This is a genomic window from Pantoea sp. X-Soil-TKNS-1207 (assembly GCF_059730485.1).
Genome location: NZ_AP035958.1, coordinates 1828880 through 1844722, shown reverse-complemented (window position 1 = coordinate 1844722; position 15843 = coordinate 1828880). Strand labels below are relative to the sequence as shown.

Genomic DNA, 15843 nt, shown 5'->3' with positions numbered 1-15843 from the left:
TATTTCGATGGGTAACGCTCCACAAACAAACAAGTTTATTGCCAGCACATCAACCAGACTGCGAACATCGTCGCATTAAGTGTAGACGCCGTCAGGGATTTTGCCAGCCGCCTCCCCGACGCCCCTCTTAGCGGTTCAACTAAATTTGCTGCCGGAACAACCGACTAACAATTTCCCGCCGTCACAGGCTTGATCCCTGCCTGCGATCAATAATACTGTATGTATCAACAGTATTTGTTTGAGTATTCATGATGAAGTTTTTCCTCCCCGCGTCTGCGCCCAATCGGCTTTACCTTCCTCTGTTTCGCGATGCGGTGCCCTGCGGCTTCCCTTCCCCGGCGGCGGATTACATCGAACGCAAGCTGGATATGAACGAGTATCTGATCAGTCATCCCAGCGCCACCTACTTTGTCCGGGTGGAAGGGGATTCGATGCGGGATGCCAATATCAGCGAAGGGGATTTACTGGTGGTCGACAGCGCGCTGGACGCGAAGCATGGCGATATTGTGGTGGCCGCCATTAACGGCGAATTTACGGTTAAACGGTTACAGCAATTTCCGCGGGTGCAGCTGCTGCCGATGAATCCGCGCTATGCGCCGATTACACCGCGTGAAGAAGAGGAGCTGGAGATTTTTGGCGTGGTGACATTTATTATCTACGCCGCGCACTGAACACACCCGGCCATCATGGCCGGGTGATGTTGCACGGTCAGGCTTTGTCCGGCAACGCGTAAGCAATCAGATAATCACCGACATCGGTCGCATGTGCTGCCCCGCCCGCCGAGATCACGACGTACTCTTTACCGGTTTTTGCCGACTGATAAATCAGCGGCGAAGCGGTTGCTCCCACCGGCAGACGCACTTTCCACACCTCTTTACCGGTTTTGCTGTCCAGCGCACGCAGGTAGTTATCCTGGCTGCCGGCGAAGAACACTAAACCGCTTTTGGTGGTGGTTGGGCCGCCCAGCGTCGGCATCCCGACCGGCATTGCCAGATGCGTTTTCACGCCCAGCGGACCGGTGTCTTCCACCGTGCCTATCGGCACCTGCCAGACGATTTTCTTGCTGTGCAGATCAATCGCGGTCATGGTGCCAAACGGCGGATGCTGACACGGCACCTGCAGGAAGGAGGCGAAGTTATCCATCCGCACCCCAACATACGGACCGCTGATCTGCGGACGAATGGTGCCTGCCCATTGCGGCACTTCGTTCAGCGAGATTTTCTGGCCCTGCGCGGCTTCTTTACTCTTCAGCGCCATCAACATGCCGAGACGGATATCGTTGACGTACAGAATGCCGGAGGTTTCATCAATCGACACCCCACCCCAGTTCATGCCGCCCATGGTGGCCGGGAACTCGAGGTAAGTTTTCTCGCTGTTCGGCTGGAAGATGCCGGAATAGAGCGCCGATTTGAACAGGATGCGGCAGTAGAGCTGGTCAAACATGCTGACGCCCCACATTTTCTTCTCATTCAGCTGCTCAAGACCGATGGTCGGCATATCCACCGAGAACGGCTGGGTCGGCGACAGATGTTCTTCCTGCGCGGCTGGCGAGGTCGGCACCGATTTCTCTTCAACCTTACTGACCGGCTGACCGGTGCGGCGATCCAGCACGAAGATTTCGCCCATTTTGCTGGTCTGAATCAGCGCGGGCACCACTTCGCCCTGCGCATTCTTCATGTTGTACATCACCGGCTGCGACGGTAAATCGTAGTCCCAGACATCGTGGTGCACGGTCTGGAATACCCATTTGGTTTTACCGGTGTTCACGTCCAGCGCAATCACTGACGAACCGTATTTCTCTTTTGCCGCATTGCGGTTGCCGCCCCAGTAATCCGGTGGACCGTTACCGGTGGAGACATACACCAGGCCGAGATCTTTATCGTACGTCGGAATCGCCCAGACGTTCGGGGTACTCAGGGTGTAGTGTTGATCGCCCTGCTTCGTGCCCTCGACGTTGCCAACATCCCACGCCCACGCCAGCGAACCGTCGCGCACGTCATAGGCACGCAGCACGCCTGAAGGTTCATCTTCCGTGATATCACGCACCCAGGAACCGAACACCGTCAGATGGCCCATAATCACCGGCACGCTGGTCGGGTGATAACGGCGGCTGTCGGCGGTATCGCCCATACCCTGTTGCAGGTTGACCATACCGTTCTGGCCGAAGTTCGGGCACAGGGCGCCGGTGTGCGCGTCCAGCGCAATCAGACGGGCATCAACGGTAGAAACGATAATGCGCTGACGGCAGGCGGTGTCGGTGTAAGCCGCTTTCTGCTCTGCGCTCAGGCTCTCATCGCTATCGTAATCGTAGTAACCGACGCTGCGGCAGGTGACGTGCTCGTAGGTCTGCGCATGGGGATCGAACTGCCAGATCGGCTTGCCGGTATCGGCATCCACCGCCGCAATACGGTTTTCCGGGGTACAGGTATAAAGCACCGAACCAATCTGAATCGGCGTGTTTTCGTCAACGCCCGTGGCATTGCCGGTCAGGCGGCGGCCGGTGTGATATGTCCAGGCCACCTGTAAATCTTTGACGTTATCCGCATTGATCTGGTCCAGCGGCACAAAGCGCGTACCGCTGGCGTTGCGGCTGATATAGCGCCAGTCCTGGCCCGCTTTTGACGCATCGCTATCGTCCGGCGTCAGCGGCTGTGCGGAGATCGCTTCCGGGTTATACAGGGTGTTATGCGGGAAGAAGCCGCCAATAAAGGTGGCGATCAGCGCCACGAACACCACCAGGCTCAGGCCGCCGGAGAGACGGCGCTGCGGCGAGCGCAGCCCTTTATCGGTGGCGGTGACCAGCAGGCTCAGCAGAAATAACAGCGCGGGCACCACCAGACGCGGCAGCAGATCCCAGTAATTCAGACCGCCAACTTCAATCAGTGACCAGATAAGCGTTAATACAAAGATAAGGCAGGAGAAGACAAAGCCGCTGGTCGGCTTTTTAAAATAGAGCACCACCAGCACGATATAGGCGATACCGGCGATCAGATAATAGGCCGATCCCCCCAGCGCAATCAGTTTCCCGCCGCCGATAATAATCGCCACGGCGGTTGCCAGCGTGAGCAATGCAAAAATAATGCTCAATACCCGTGACCAGCCGGAACGCCGCCCAGACCGTTGTTCCTTAATATCCATACACTCCCCGATTATTGTCGATAGTGACATGTTAGTTAAAATCGCAGGAACTGTATGTATATGTTAATTAGATGTCAATAAATGTAAAACCACATATTTTTCGTCACTTTATAGCAACAAATAAATAATATTCACCCGCGATAAACGCCGAATAATCGATTATTAATTAACTTCCGGACGTAATTACCGATATTAAAAAGCGGTCAGTTTGTTTATTAATGGTTTAAGAATGAATTCCCTGACATTTCACAGGGTAAAAATATGATGAGCCGTTAATTATTCCCGGCGGGGTGATTATTGTGGGTGGTGATTATTGGTGAGCGATGGCGGGCGCGATTAACCGCACTTTTTGTCCCTGCGTTGCGCGCCCCAGGGAAACCGCCATCGATGCTTATTGTTTGATCGTTTTCAGGTGCTTATAAAGCGTCGCGCGCCCGATGGATAATACCCGGGCGATGTAATCGGCGGAGTTACGCACGTTAAACGCGCCCTGCCGATAGAGTTCCGCCACCAGGATTTTCTTTTCAACGCGCGTCAGAGCAGAGAGCGATGTGCCGTTTTCCGCCAGCCACTGATGCAGAAAGGTGTTAATTTTTTCCTGCCAGTCATGCTGGAAAAGCTGCACCGGCTGCGGTTGCAGGCGATTGACCGACAAAAACAGCTCCAGCGCGTTTCTCGCCTCATCCAGCAGCGCGGTGCTGAAGTTGATGCAGAAAATGTAACCCGCATCCTCAGCGATACTGGCGCGGATGCTGACGGATCGCATGGTCTTGCCATCCCAGTTGAGCTTTTCGTAGGGTCCGGTCAGCCGGTCCAGATCGCCGAGACTCAACGCCTCCAGCCCCGCATCATCGCCCACGCTGCGCTTAGAAAGGTTATTCGCCAGATAGGCAATTTTGCCGCTGCTGACATCATGGATCACCACTTCCACCGAAGGGAAGAACAGCGCGGCAATGCCGTCGGCGATCGACTGGAGGGTAGTGAACTGCTGGCTTTTGCTGTCAGACATGGGGTCCAATGGTTTCATCTGTGGCTCCTGGGTGGCGTTAATTTAACGCATCTGGCGACAGGATGCTGATGGCAATTTGCAAATCCTGCACCCCCAGTCCGGTCAGATCCGCCACGGTAATATCCTCAGCGCCGCGACGATAGCGCGTCGGTTGCGCCAGCAGCGCGCCGATTTCCAGCACCTGCAAGGGCATATCCGGCGATACCCGGCTCAGCTCGCCGTAGGCGCGGCACTGGCTGGCGGAATCCACCAGCACGCATTGAGCCGCGCTGACCAGCGCCGCATCCAGCTCCTGCTTGCCGGGCGCATCGGCGCCGACCGCCGTGATATGGGTGCCGGGCGATATCCACGCTTTTTTAATCAGCGGCTGCGTGGCGGGAGTAGCGGTAACGATCAGGTTCGCCCCGCGCGCCGCCGTGGCCGCGTCGAGGGTCGTGCGGATTGCGGGCGCGACATCCGCCACGCGCTGCCGGAACGCCTCCAGCGCGTCGCTGCTCCGCCCCCAGACCGTCACCGCGCGGCAGGCGCTGATATTCAGTAGCTGACGCAGTTGCAGTTCCGCCTGTAAGCCCGTGCCGAAGATCGCGATGCGCTCCACCCGTGCGGGCATCAGACATTCGGCGGCAATGCGCCCAGCCAGCGCGGTGCGCATCGCCGTCAGCCAGCCGTGATCGTTAAGCAGCACCTGCGGCTGCCCGGTCACGGCGGAAAGCAGCATAATCAGGCCATCGTTACTGGCTAGTCCCCGCTGCGGATTGCGGTAGAAACCCGTGGAAATTTTCACGCTGAAGCTGTCGCTGCCGGTGATCCAGGCTGACTTGATGCAGCAGTCGCCTCCCGCGTCGTCGAACAGGAACTGCTGCACGGGCGGCATCTGTACCCGGCCCTCTGACCAGGCGAGAAAGCCCTGTTTCACGTTTGCCAGTGCGCGATCTTCCCGATAGCGGGCGCGGATGGCCTGTTCATCGAGAACCTTCATTGCACCGCCCCGGTAAATTTCTCCAGCGTGATGTTCCGGCCGCACAGCACCACCGCCACCCGCTTACCACGCCAGCGCGCCGCCTGCTGCATAAACGCCGCCATCGCCACGCCAGCGGCACCTTCCACCATCCAGCGCTCATAACGCGCCAGCGTCTGCATCGCCTGACGAATTTCCGCTTCCGTCACCAGCACGGTGTCATCCACCACCTGCTGGCACAGCGGAAAGGTGATGGTGCCGGGTTCCAGCCCACCGGCGGTGCCGTCGGAAAGGGTGTCCTGTTCTTCCGGCTCGACGATCTCCCCGGCGCGCAGTGACGCGTACATGGCGGTTGAGGCCGCTGGCCAGCAACCGATAATGCGCGTGGCTGGCGACAGCTGCTTCAGCACCGAACCGATCCCGGCAATCAGCCCGCCACCGCCGACCGCCACAAACACCGCATCAAGTGTGCCTGCCTGCTCCACCAGCTCACAGGCAATCGTGCCCTGACCGGCAATCACCTCAGCATCGTTATACGGGGAGACAAAGGTAAGACCGGCCTGTTCCGCCGCGCGCGCCGCCTCCAGCTCCACGCTGAGCGCATCGGCTTCCAGCGTGATCACCTGCGCGCCGTAAGCACGGATCGCATCCAGCTTCACCGGCGAGGCGCTGGCCGACGCATACACCGTGACCGGCACCCCCGCCAGCGCCCCGGCCAGCGCCATCCCCTGCCCGTGATTGCCCGACGAGGCGGTGATCACCCCCTGCTCGCGCTGGATCGGCGTCAGCAGGCGGATTTTGTTACTGGCGCCGCGGAATTTGAATGAACCGGTATGTTGCAGATGTTCGCCTTTCAGAAACAGCTCACAATCATAGTGGGCAGAGAGACTGTGGCTTTTGTCGAGCGGCGTGACCCGCACCTGAGGGCGCAGCGCGCTGTGCGCCTGCTGGCTGTGTTGACAGATTTCTGAAGGATGCGTCATGGGAATTCCTGATAATGTATTTATTGTCTAATATAGACTTTTTGTATACCAAGTCTACCGCATCTTTCCTTGATCTTTATCGCCCTCTCGCCACATACTGTACATATAAACAGTATTTTTGAGATGTTTTTTATGTACGCTCTGGTCGACGTCAACTCTTTCTACGCCTCCTGCGAAACCGTGTTTCGCCCGGATCTGCGCGGCAGGCCGATTGTGGTGCTGTCCAACAACGATGGCTGCATCATCTCGCTCAGCAAAGAGGCGAAAAAGCTCGGCATCAAAATGGGCGCGCCTTATTTTAAGCAGCGCGAGGAGCTGATGAGGCATCAGGTGGTGGTGTTCTCCTCCAACTACGCGCTGTATGGCGATATGTCGACGCGGGTGATGGATACGCTGGAATTGATGGCGCCGCGCGTGGATATCTATTCCATCGATGAAGCGTTTGTGGATGTCAGCGGCATTGATGCCTGTATGTCGCTGGAGCAGTTTGGTCGCCAGATGCGCGATCGGATCTACAAAGAGACCCATCTGCGCGTCGGCGTTGGCATCGCGCCGACCAAAACCCTCGCCAAACTGGCCAACTTCGCCGCCAAGCGCTGGACCAAAGCGGAAGGCGTGATGGATCTCTCCGCCCCGTTGCGCCAGCGCAAACTGATGGGGATGGTGCCGGTGGATGAGGTCTGGGGCGTCGGACGACGTCTGTCGAAAAAGCTCAATCTGATGGGCATTACAACCGCCTTACAGCTGGCAGAAACCCCCACCGCGCTGCTGCGCAAACATTTTGGCGTGGTGCTGGAACGAACGGCCCGCGAGCTACGCGGTGAACCCTGTCTGGCGTTTGAAGAGGTGATCCCGCACCGGCAAAATATTCTCTGCTCGCGATCGTTTGGCGATCGGATTACCGACTACGGCGATATGCGCGAAGCCATCAGCAATTACGCGGCGCGCGCGGCGGAGAAGTTACGTAGCGAGCGGCAATATTGTCGCCATATCGGCGCCTTTATCCGCACCAGCCCGCACGATCCCCATCACCCTTACTATGCCAATTCGGCCAGCACCACGCTGGTTACGCCGACGCAGGATAGCCGCGATATTATGCATGCCGCGCTGCGCTGTCTGGAGACCATCTGGCGTCCCGGCAAGCGTTATATGAAAGGTGGCGTGATGCTGGGCGACTTTTTCAGCACTGGCGTGGCGCAGTTCGATCTGTTTGCTGACTATCAGCCACGGCGCAATAGCGAGCAGCTGATGCAGTTGATCGATACCCTGAATACCCGCCAGCGCGGCGCATTATGGTTTGCCGGTCAGGGGGTGCAGAAAGCCTGGTCGATGAAACGCGAGATGCTGTCACCGGCCTACACCACGCGGTTTTCTGATGTGCCGGTGGCGCGGTAGTTCCAGGCACGCACCCTGCACCCCGTAGGGCCAGCATTTATGCTGACCAGGGATGCCTCACCACCTCAAACCCCTCTTCCGGCTGGGGAGCGGCAAAGTAGCTGCTGATCAGCGCGAACTGCGCGTCGGTGGCGGCGAAATCATGGTCGCCTGCCGCATTGCGCGTATGCAGCCGCGCTTTGCAGACCTCATCCGGCACATCAAGAAAATGCAGCTGATGCGCAGCCTCCGCACTCTGGATCACCGTTTTCATCCACTGCCGGTTGCTCAGCGTGTTGGCCGGGAAATCCAGCACCACCGATACCCCACAGTGCAGCAGCGAAATCAGGTGCGGCGTCATCGCATTACGCAGCTTCGCCGCACAACGCACATAATCGGCCACCTCACGCATTTCATCGGCAAACAGATGCGCCAGCCAGGCATCTTCGCTAATGATCACCGCCCCGCTCTCCTGTGCCAGCCGGTGCGCCAGCGTTGATTTCCCGGCGGCAATTTTGCCGCATAGCAGATGCAGGGTGGCACGGGATTGTGTTAACGCGCGCGCAGATTCCATAAACCAGCTCCTTTTAAGATGTCTGTTTACCATGCCGTTAAACAGCGCGCAGGTAAAGCGCTGTGCAGGTTCGCTACACTTACATCATCCTTCGAGAAAAAGGAGAAAAGCGATGAGCCAAAATCACCATAAAATTGATTTTCCGGTCAGCAAGGCGCGGAAATATCTGGAGCCGGGGCCGGTGGTACTGGTCAGCTCGCAGTTTGAAGATCAGCACGACATCATGGCGTGCGGCTGGCATACCATTCTGGAATTCTCACCGTCGCTGGTCGGTTGCATGATCGCGGGCGGTAACTATAGCCATGAACTGATCCGGCAAAGCGGCCAGTGCGTGATCAACGTTCCCTCGACCGATTTAGTCGATAGCGTGGTCGCGATTGGCAATAGCCACGGCGACCGCATCGATAAGTTTACTACCTTTAACCTGACGGCGGAACCGGCCAGCAGGGTCAACGCCCCACTGATTAAAGAGTGCTTTGCCAGTTTTGAGTGTCAGCTGTACGACGATTCGATGGTAGATAACTACAACCTGTTTATCTTCGAGATCGTCAAGGCGCATGTGGCGGACAAACCGGAATTTCCCCCCACCCTGCACTACACCGGGGAAGGCCGTTTTACCGTGATGAGCAATCTGCTGCTCGATAAACACCGCGACTTTAAGCCAGAAATGTTAATTTAAACAAGGTTGAATTCGTGAAAGCGCGTCCCCACAGTAACGCTTTCGCCCTGACAGGAGTAAAGACATGGCAATTGAATACGCGGTGATCGCGGGTGGCTGTTTCTGGTGTACCGAAGCAGTATTTAAAGATGTGATTGGCGTTGAGTCAGTCGAAAGTGGTTATACCGGCGGCACGCGTCCGAATCCGACTTACGAACAGGTGTGCAGCGGTGCCACCGGCCATGCCGAAGCGATTCGTATCGGTTTTGATCCGGCGCAGGTCGGCTACGGCGATCTGCTGGATATCAGCTTTGTCACCCATGATCCCACGCAGCTGAACCGCCAGGGCAATGACATCGGCACCCAGTATCGCTCCGCCATCTTCCCGGCGAATGCGGAACAGGAAGCTGAAGCCATCGCGGCGATTGCCCGTGCGCAGGAAGATAATAAAGACCCGATTGTCACCACCATCGAACCCTTGGGTGAGTGGTATGCGGCGGAAGATTATCATCAGGATTACTGGGATGGCGCAGGTCAGCGCAACGGTTACTGCCTGGCTGTGATCCCGCCAAAATTGCAGAAACTGAAAAAGAGTTTCGCCAATCGCGTGAAATCTCAGGGTTAATGCCACCGCAGGTGCGCAGCACTGCGCACCTGCAAAAAACCGCGCCATAAATCCCGCCGCTACGTCATAATACCCTCCCGCCACCATTCAGGGAGCGATGATGATTTCGCCACCACAAGGACCCCCGGCGCGTAAGCGACCGATGAAACTCAATACGCTGGTCACGCTGATGCTCAGCGCGGTGATCGCGCTGGTGCTGCTCAGCGTCCATCTGATCTATTTCTTTCAGATTGGCGCCACCACCCGTGTGCAGCTGGAAGATAAAGCCATGGCCGTCGCGCGCACGCTGGCAGATTTGCCGGAAGTCCAGCACGCGCTGCTGCTGCCGCCCGACGATCAGCCGCTTCAGCCCATCGCCCGCGAAATCCAGCAAAGCAATAATCTGCTGTTTGTGGTGGTGACCAATATGCAGGGCATCCGCTATTCACACCTTAATCCAACGCTGATCGGCCAGCACTTTATTGGCGACGATCTCGAACCCGCACTGCATGGCCATGAAAATGTGTCGATAAACAAAGGGTCGCTGGTCGAAGCGTTGCGCGTATTTACCCCGGTATATAATGCGCAAAAGCAGCAAATTGGCGTGGTGGTGATCGGCATTGCGCTCAGCGCGGTGACCGACCAGATCAACCAGAGCCGCTGGAGCGTGCTGTGGACGGTGCTGATTGGCGCGCTGGCTGGCGCCCTGGGCACCTTTATTCTGGTGCGCGTGCTGAAACGTATTCTGTTCGGGCTGGAGCCGCATGAGATCTCCACGCTGTTTGAGCAGCGTCAGGCAATCCTCAACTCGGTGAAAGAGGGCGTGGTGGCGATGGACGATCAGGCGCAGGTGACGCTGATCAACCAGACGGCGCACACGCTGCTGAGCGCCGGGATGGCCACCAGCGCCATCAGCGCCGACCGCATTTATGACGCCTCGGTGATCAACGCCCATTTGCTGGATGTGCTGCACTCCGGGCGGGCGCGACGCGACGAGGAGCTGAACGTCAACGGCCATATTCTGCTCAGCAACACGGTGCCGGTACGCAGTCAGGGACGCATTATCGGCGCGGTCTGCACCTTCAGGGATAAGACGGAGATCAGCCAACTGATGCAGCGCCTGAGCGGCATGGTAAACTACGTCGATGCGCTGCGTGAGCGTTCGCACGAATTTATGAATAAGCTGCATGTGATCCTCGGCCTGCTGCATATGAAAAACTATGCGCAGGTGGAAGCTTACGTACTGAAAACCGCCAATAACTATCAGACGGAAATCGGCTCGCTGGTACAGAAAATTAAGTCGCCGGTGATCGCCGGGTTTCTGCTGAGTAAGATCAATCGCGCGTCCGATCGCGGCCATCGTCTGACCATCAGCGATGCCAGTTTTTTGCCCGACAGCGGCAACGAGCAGCAGATGGCGGTGCTGATTACCGTGGTCGGCAATCTGGTGGAGAATGCGCTCGATGCGCTGGATGGTCAGGGCGAAGGGGAAATCCACGTAATGCTGCACTATCAGAATGGCTGGCTGGCCTGTGAAGTGAGCGATGACGGGCCGGGCATCGAACCGGCGATTCTGGCGACGATTTTTGAAAAAGGCTTCTCCACCAAAGGCGAAGATCGCGGCGTCGGCCTGTTCCTGCTGAAGCAGCAGACCGAAAGCCTCGGCGGTGACGTCAGCGTGGAATCCGAACCTGGCGTATACACCCAATTTTTAGTTCAACTCCCCTGGGATGGAGGAAATCAAACCGCATGATCAACGTGTTAGTGGTCGACGATGATGCCATGGTCGCAGAGCTTAATCGCTGCTATATCGGCCAGGTGCCAGGCTTTAGCTGCTGTGGCACCGCCGCAACGCTCCAGCAGGCAAAAGAGAAGATCCTCAACAGCGAACCGCCGGTCGATCTGGTGCTGCTGGATATTTATATGCAGCAGGAAAATGGCCTCGATCTGCTGCCGGAGCTGCGCAAAGCCAACTGCCCGGTGGAGGTGATTATTATCTCCTCCGCCGCCGATGCCGCCACCATCAAAACCTCGCTGCACTATGGCGTGGTGGACTACCTGATCAAACCGTTCCAGTTCCCGCGTTTTGAAGAAGCGCTGACCCAGTGGCAGCAGAAAAAATCGCTGATGGATAACCAGCATTACTATCAACAGTCAGATGTGGATTTGCTGATCCACGGCAGCCCGGCGACGCAGCATGACAGCAAACGCCTGCCGAAAGGGCTGACGCCGCAAACGCTGCGCACCCTGTGTCAGTGGATCGACGCCCATCCTGGCATTGAATTCTCCACCGATGAACTGGCGGCAGAGGTGAATATCTCCCGCGTCTCCTGCCGTAAATATCTGATCTGGCTGGCGCAGATTAATATCCTGTTCACCAGCATTCATTACGGCGCCACGGGTCGCCCGGTGTACCGCTATCGTCTGCAACCGGAATACCATTCGCTGCTGCAACAATATTGTCAGTAACGCAGCCGCCATGCCGTATCCAGCGGTTCGAAGCGGAACTGGCGCGCTGAGGAGCAGATGATCTGACGGTCGCGGGTGACAAAGATTGCCTCGAGTGCGGGCTGGTCGGCAAGCCAGGCCAGCCCCTGCTCCACCCCCATGCCATACAGCAGCGTGGTGTAGATATCGCCATCGATGGAGCGGTCGGAAATCACCGTGATGCTGAGCAATTCATTATCGAGCGGATACCCGCTGCGCGGATCGAAGATATGGTGCCAGCAGCGGCCATCGCGCTCGAAGTAACGTTCGTAGATCCCCGATGTCACCACCGATTTACCCTGCACCTTCAGCACGCCCAGCAGCTCATCGTCGCGGCCAAACGGTTTTTTCAGGCCGATGCCCCAGCCAGCGGCATCATGAGGCGGGCAGCCCAGCGTCTGCACGTTACCGCCGAGGTTAATCAGCGCCTGCTCTACCCCCTGCTGGCGTAAATACGCCTGCACGCGATCGGCGATGTAGCCTTTGGCGATGGCGCCGAGATCGATCTCCATGCCCGGCTGTTGCAGAAATACCGAACGTTCCGCCTCGTTCAGCACCACCTGATGCGGATCGGTCAGTTGCAGCAGCGCAGCGATCTCCGCCGCCGGGGGCACTTCATGGCCCTGAAAACCAATTTTCCAGCGCTTCACCACCGGTCCGATGGTGAAATTGAACGCGCTATCCGGCAGCAAACTTACCGCGTGCGCCACGCTGATCAGGGCAAACACCGGCGCACTGACCACCACCGGATGGCGGCCGGCGGCCTGGTTGATCGCCATCACTTCAGATTCGGCACGATTGACGGTGAACAGGTTCTCCTGCTGTTTGATCAGCCGGAATACCTGCGCCGCCAGCGTTGAATTGTCTTCGAAGAGTTTAAGCAGAATGGGCGAACCCATCAGAACGGCGGAATACGCATAGACGCCTGCGTCTGTTGTCATTATCGCCTCGTTCAGTGGTAGCGGCGCGATTATCGCGCCGCCACGGATTTGCGCGAACCGGCTTGCTTAGCCTAAAGCCCGCGCTGCGGCGTTACGTCCAGCTTTGATACCGAAGATGATGATATCAGCAACGGCGTTACCGCCGATACGGTTGGCACCGTGAATGCCGCCCACCACTTCACCTGCCGCCCAGGCGCCGGGAATCACCTGTTTCTGCGCATCCAGCACCGCGGTGTCGGTATTGATGGTGACGCCGCCCATGGTGTGGTGCACCCCTGGGGCGATACGGATGGCGTAGTACGGTCCCTGATTGAGCGGATGACGCAGCGCGGTTTTACGACCGAAATCTTCGTCATTCTGCTGCTCAACAAACTGGTTGTAACGGCCCAGGGTGGTTTGCAGGGTTTCCTGATCCATATTCAGCTTCACCGCCAGGTCATGCGGCGTCGCACCGCTGATAACAAAACCTTTGGCGATATATTCATCGGCGGCTTTGTTATTCAGACGTACCTGCTCGTCGAAGAGGATCCACGCGCTTTTCTCCGGCAGCGCGATAATTTCGGCCGACACTTTGTCACGGGTTTCCATTTCGTTGTAGAAGCGTTTGCCCGCCTGGCTCACCAGAATCGCCCCGCCGCCACGAATCGCTTCGGAGATCAGATAAGAGGTGGTTTGTTCCACCGTCGGGTGAATCTGGATTTCGCCCATATCGACGGTATCCGCGCCAATTTTCTGCAACATGGCGATACCGCTGCCGGTGGCGCCCTTGTGGTTGGTGGTAACAAAGCCATCCAGCTCAGGACGGTATTTCACCACCATCTCGCGGTTGGCGCTGAAGCCACCGGTAGCGACGATCACGCTTTTAGCGTTGAGGATACGGCTGTCGTTGTACTCATCCACCACGTTGACGCCGCTTACCGCACCGTTTTCAAACAGGATTTCCGCCACGGAGGTTTCCAGCAGCACCTCAATGTTGCGCTGGGTGACGTTTTTCAGCAGGCCACTGATCAGGAAGCCACCGACAGCTGAACGATCTTCCGGGCGGTGAGTACGATCAATGCTCATGCCGCCGGTGATGGTGATGTCGCACAGCTCGATGCCTTTATCGGTCAGCCAGTCGATAGCGCCGGGCGCCTGCTCCACGAATTCACGCAGCAGAACCGGGTTGTTTTTGAATTTTCCGCCTTTCAGCGTTTCGTCGTAGAACAACTCTTTGCTGTCTTCGATACCTTTCAGGCGCTGGTAGCGGGTTTCTGCCGCGTTCATTCCCACCGAGGCTTTCATGGTGTTGCCGCCGATGGTCGGCATTTTTTCGATAATCACCACGCGCGCGCCATCGTCATGCGCCTGAATCGCCGCCGCCAGACCGGCACCGCCGCTACCCACCACCACCACATCGTAATTCACCGGCGCATTCGGGTTCCCGCCCTCGTCAATCACATGCTCTTTGCTGGAGGTAGCCAGCGCACGGGAGACGGCTTTTTTCAGCGCCTCGCTCTGGGTGGTGGCACCGGTAATGGCATCGACGTGCGGGCTGTTCGCCACCAGGATGCGTGAACGCAGGCTTTCGAAGGTGCTGGTGAAATCGACATCGAGGGTCGCATCCGGCACCAGCGAGATATCGGTGATACGGTCGGTATCCAGCGTAACGTTGATTTTCAGCTTCAGCGCTTCGGCTTCCACTTTCTCCTGGAACACGCCCGCTTTGTATTTACGGCCGGTATCGCTCATATCGCGGATCATCGCGTCCACCAGCGAGAAGCGCCACAGCGGTTCCGGGATGGTCAGATCCACGCGTTTGGTGCTGTCGATAAACAGCTCCAGATGTTCGTTTTTGATGATGCGATCGGCCCAGTCCGGATACGCGATGCAGGCTTTACCTACCGCCACCAGATCAAAACCGTGCTCCAGCGCGCTCTCCGCATCCTCTTTATTGACTACGCCACCGACGCCAATCACCGGCACTTTCGCCAGCGTCGGCGAACGCAGCGCGCGGTATTTGGTGATCAGCGGGGTAGGATCTTTGGTATCGACAATCGACGGACGCAGCAGCTGCCCCACCGAGAAGTGCACATAATCCAGACCGCGCGCCGCCAGTTTTTCCAGCAGGTACATGGTGTCGTCAAAACGGATGCCTGGCACTTCAAGCTCTTCCGGCGAGAAGCGATAACCGATAATGAAGTCTGCCGCCGCAAAACGGTCAGCCATTTTATGGGTGATTTCCAGCACTTCCAGCGGGAAGCGCGCGCGGTTGTCGCGGCTGCCGCCCCATTTGTCATCACGCTGGTTGGAGTTGGGTGAGTAGAACTGCTGAATCAGGTAGGTGTTAGCGCCGTGGATCTCTACGCCGTCGAAACCCGCTTTGATGGCACGGTTCACCGCATCACCAAACTTCGTGATCATCACATCCACTTCTTCAGCGGTCAGCGCCTGCGGCGTGGTGGCCCCTTCGCGCGGCGCGGCAATGGCACTGGGCGCTACCGGCGTTTTACCGCCAATCAGCGCCGGTTCCACCATGCGGCCACCGTGGTAGATCTGCAAAATCGCTTTGGACCCCTGGGATTTGATGGCGTCAGCAATTTTGGCGAGACCGGGGATTTTGTTGTCGCTGTCGATAGCAATGGCGCCGGGGAACGCCGGACCACGGTTATCAATGAAGCAGCACTCGACAATCACGGTGCCGATACTGCCCGCACGCACGCGGTAATAATCCACCAGGTCGCTGGTCACGCCGCCGTCAAAGTAGCCGGTACAGGTGGTCATCGGGGCCATCACCAGGCGATTTTTCAAAACAGCGCCTTTCGGCAGAGTCAACGGATTAAGAATCGGGGTGAGCGTATTCATGATAACAACTCCAGAATTTAAAAGTCTCGAATTCAGTAACAGACGCCTTTTATTTCAAATTAATTAAAGTGGTCCGATTTCATGCGCTTAATATACCAATTTCTTTAGTTACATAAACAATAAGTTTAGTTATTTAACTTTTAAATCATTCAGAGGAATAAATCACGAAAGCTGAAACATGCGCCACTTAAAATGTTAGCGAATAGTTGTCAAAAATCAAATTTCCCATTTACATGGAAATTTAATTATGATAAATCATAGCTTTATAAGACA

Annotated in this window: 13 protein-coding genes; 6 read left to right on the top strand and 7 right to left on the bottom strand. The window is 57.1% G+C overall.

Translation table 11 applies throughout. The features are described 5' to 3' along the window. Nucleotides 1-251 precede the first annotated feature (251 nt). A complete protein-coding gene (gene umuD, locus AC6I8V_RS08670; protein WP_497845796.1) occupies nt 252-671 on the top strand; it encodes a translesion error-prone DNA polymerase V autoproteolytic subunit in 420 nt (139 codons plus the stop codon). A 37-nt stretch (nt 672-708) separates the two neighbouring features. On the opposite strand, the gene AC6I8V_RS08665 is transcribed toward umuD, so the two are convergent. From AC6I8V_RS08665 to AC6I8V_RS08650, 4 genes are all read right to left on the bottom strand, one after another. Next, nucleotides 709-3138 (bottom strand): membrane-bound PQQ-dependent dehydrogenase, glucose/quinate/shikimate family, encoded by a 2430-nt coding sequence (locus tag AC6I8V_RS08665; protein WP_497845465.1) that lies wholly within the window; start codon nt 3136-3138, stop codon nt 709-711. Between the two features lie 391 nt (nt 3139-3529). Beyond that, nucleotides 3530-4165, bottom strand: coding sequence for a helix-turn-helix transcriptional regulator (locus tag AC6I8V_RS08660; RefSeq protein ID WP_497845464.1), 636 nt, complete (start codon nt 4163-4165; stop codon nt 3530-3532). 19 nt (nt 4166-4184) lie between these two features. Then, nucleotides 4185-5126, bottom strand: a complete 942-nt coding sequence (locus tag AC6I8V_RS08655; protein ID WP_497845463.1) for a Rossmann-fold NAD(P)-binding domain-containing protein — start codon at nt 5124-5126, stop codon at nt 4185-4187. Beyond that, complete coding sequence (locus tag AC6I8V_RS08650; protein WP_497845461.1) at nt 5123-6088, bottom strand: threonine/serine dehydratase; 966 nt, start codon at nt 6086-6088, stop codon at nt 5123-5125. The genes AC6I8V_RS08655 and AC6I8V_RS08650 overlap by 4 nt, the downstream gene beginning before the upstream one ends. Before the next feature lie 132 nt (nt 6089-6220). Here AC6I8V_RS08650 and umuC point away from each other — a divergent pair, with 132 nt between their 5' ends. Next, nucleotides 6221-7483, top strand: coding sequence for a translesion error-prone DNA polymerase V subunit UmuC (umuC, locus tag AC6I8V_RS08645; RefSeq protein ID WP_497845460.1), 1263 nt, complete (start codon nt 6221-6223; stop codon nt 7481-7483). A 37-nt stretch (nt 7484-7520) separates the two neighbouring features. On the opposite strand, the gene AC6I8V_RS08640 is transcribed toward umuC, so the two are convergent. Beyond that, on the bottom strand, nt 7521-8036 hold the full coding sequence (locus AC6I8V_RS08640) for a P-loop nucleotide/nucleoside kinase family protein (RefSeq protein WP_497845459.1): 516 nt from the start codon (nt 8034-8036) through the stop codon (nt 7521-7523). 112 nt (nt 8037-8148) lie between these two features. Here AC6I8V_RS08640 and AC6I8V_RS08635 point away from each other — a divergent pair, with 112 nt between their 5' ends. The 4 genes from AC6I8V_RS08635 (at nt 8149) to dcuR (ending at nt 11767) form a co-directional block, all read left to right on the top strand. Further along, nucleotides 8149-8715, top strand: coding sequence for a flavin reductase family protein (locus AC6I8V_RS08635; RefSeq protein WP_497845458.1), 567 nt, complete (start codon nt 8149-8151; stop codon nt 8713-8715). A gap of 64 nt (nt 8716-8779) precedes the next feature. Then, the gene (gene msrA / locus AC6I8V_RS08630; RefSeq protein WP_497845457.1) at nt 8780-9319 is read left to right on the top strand and encodes a peptide-methionine (S)-S-oxide reductase MsrA; all 540 of its coding nucleotides are present in this window, start codon (nt 8780-8782) and stop codon (nt 9317-9319) included. A 100-nt stretch (nt 9320-9419) separates the two neighbouring features. Then, nucleotides 9420-11051 carry a sensor histidine kinase gene (locus AC6I8V_RS08625; protein WP_497845795.1) on the top strand — a complete coding sequence of 544 codons (1632 nt, stop codon included), beginning with the start codon at nt 9420-9422 and terminating at the stop codon, nt 11049-11051. After that, nucleotides 11048-11767 (top strand): two-component system response regulator DcuR, encoded by a 720-nt coding sequence (dcuR, locus tag AC6I8V_RS08620; RefSeq protein WP_497845456.1) that lies wholly within the window; start codon nt 11048-11050, stop codon nt 11765-11767. The genes AC6I8V_RS08625 and dcuR overlap by 4 nt, the downstream gene beginning before the upstream one ends. Here the strand turns inward: dcuR and AC6I8V_RS08615 are convergent. Together AC6I8V_RS08615 and AC6I8V_RS08610 are read right to left on the bottom strand one after the other, a co-directional pair. Continuing rightward, nucleotides 11761-12726 carry an FAD:protein FMN transferase gene (locus tag AC6I8V_RS08615; RefSeq protein ID WP_497845455.1) on the bottom strand — a complete coding sequence of 322 codons (966 nt, stop codon included), beginning with the start codon at nt 12724-12726 and terminating at the stop codon, nt 11761-11763. The two genes, dcuR and AC6I8V_RS08615, sit on opposite strands and share 7 nt — an antisense overlap. 66 nt (nt 12727-12792) lie before the next feature. Continuing rightward, a complete protein-coding gene (locus AC6I8V_RS08610) occupies nt 12793-15570 on the bottom strand; it encodes a flavocytochrome c (RefSeq protein ID WP_497845454.1) in 2778 nt (925 codons plus the stop codon). Nucleotides 15571-15843 lie beyond the last annotated feature (273 nt).

What these genes read in the sequence shown, in the direction of transcription:
- AC6I8V_RS08655 (WP_497845463.1), bottom strand. Translation starts at nt 5,126, where the DNA reads ATGAAGGTTCTCGATGAACAGGCCATCCGCGCCCGCTATCGGGAAGAT.
- AC6I8V_RS08665 (WP_497845465.1), bottom strand. Translation starts at nt 3,138, where the DNA reads ATGGATATTAAGGAACAACGGTCTGGGCGGCGTTCCGGCTGGTCACGG.
- msrA (WP_497845457.1), top strand. Translation starts at nt 8,780, where the DNA reads ATGGCAATTGAATACGCGGTGATCGCGGGTGGCTGTTTCTGGTGTACC.
- dcuR (WP_497845456.1), top strand. Translation starts at nt 11,048, where the DNA reads ATGATCAACGTGTTAGTGGTCGACGATGATGCCATGGTCGCAGAGCTT.
- AC6I8V_RS08625 (WP_497845795.1), top strand. Translation starts at nt 9,420, where the DNA reads ATGATTTCGCCACCACAAGGACCCCCGGCGCGTAAGCGACCGATGAAA.
- umuC (WP_497845460.1), top strand. Translation starts at nt 6,221, where the DNA reads ATGTACGCTCTGGTCGACGTCAACTCTTTCTACGCCTCCTGCGAAACC.
- AC6I8V_RS08635 (WP_497845458.1), top strand. Translation starts at nt 8,149, where the DNA reads ATGAGCCAAAATCACCATAAAATTGATTTTCCGGTCAGCAAGGCGCGG.
- AC6I8V_RS08650 (WP_497845461.1), bottom strand. Translation starts at nt 6,088, where the DNA reads ATGACGCATCCTTCAGAAATCTGTCAACACAGCCAGCAGGCGCACAGC.
- AC6I8V_RS08640 (WP_497845459.1), bottom strand. Translation starts at nt 8,036, where the DNA reads ATGGAATCTGCGCGCGCGTTAACACAATCCCGTGCCACCCTGCATCTG.
- umuD (WP_497845796.1), top strand. Translation starts at nt 252, where the DNA reads ATGAAGTTTTTCCTCCCCGCGTCTGCGCCCAATCGGCTTTACCTTCCT.
- AC6I8V_RS08660 (WP_497845464.1), bottom strand. Translation starts at nt 4,165, where the DNA reads ATGAAACCATTGGACCCCATGTCTGACAGCAAAAGCCAGCAGTTCACT.
- AC6I8V_RS08615 (WP_497845455.1), bottom strand. Translation starts at nt 12,726, where the DNA reads ATGACAACAGACGCAGGCGTCTATGCGTATTCCGCCGTTCTGATGGGT.
- AC6I8V_RS08610 (WP_497845454.1), bottom strand. Translation starts at nt 15,570, where the DNA reads ATGAATACGCTCACCCCGATTCTTAATCCGTTGACTCTGCCGAAAGGC.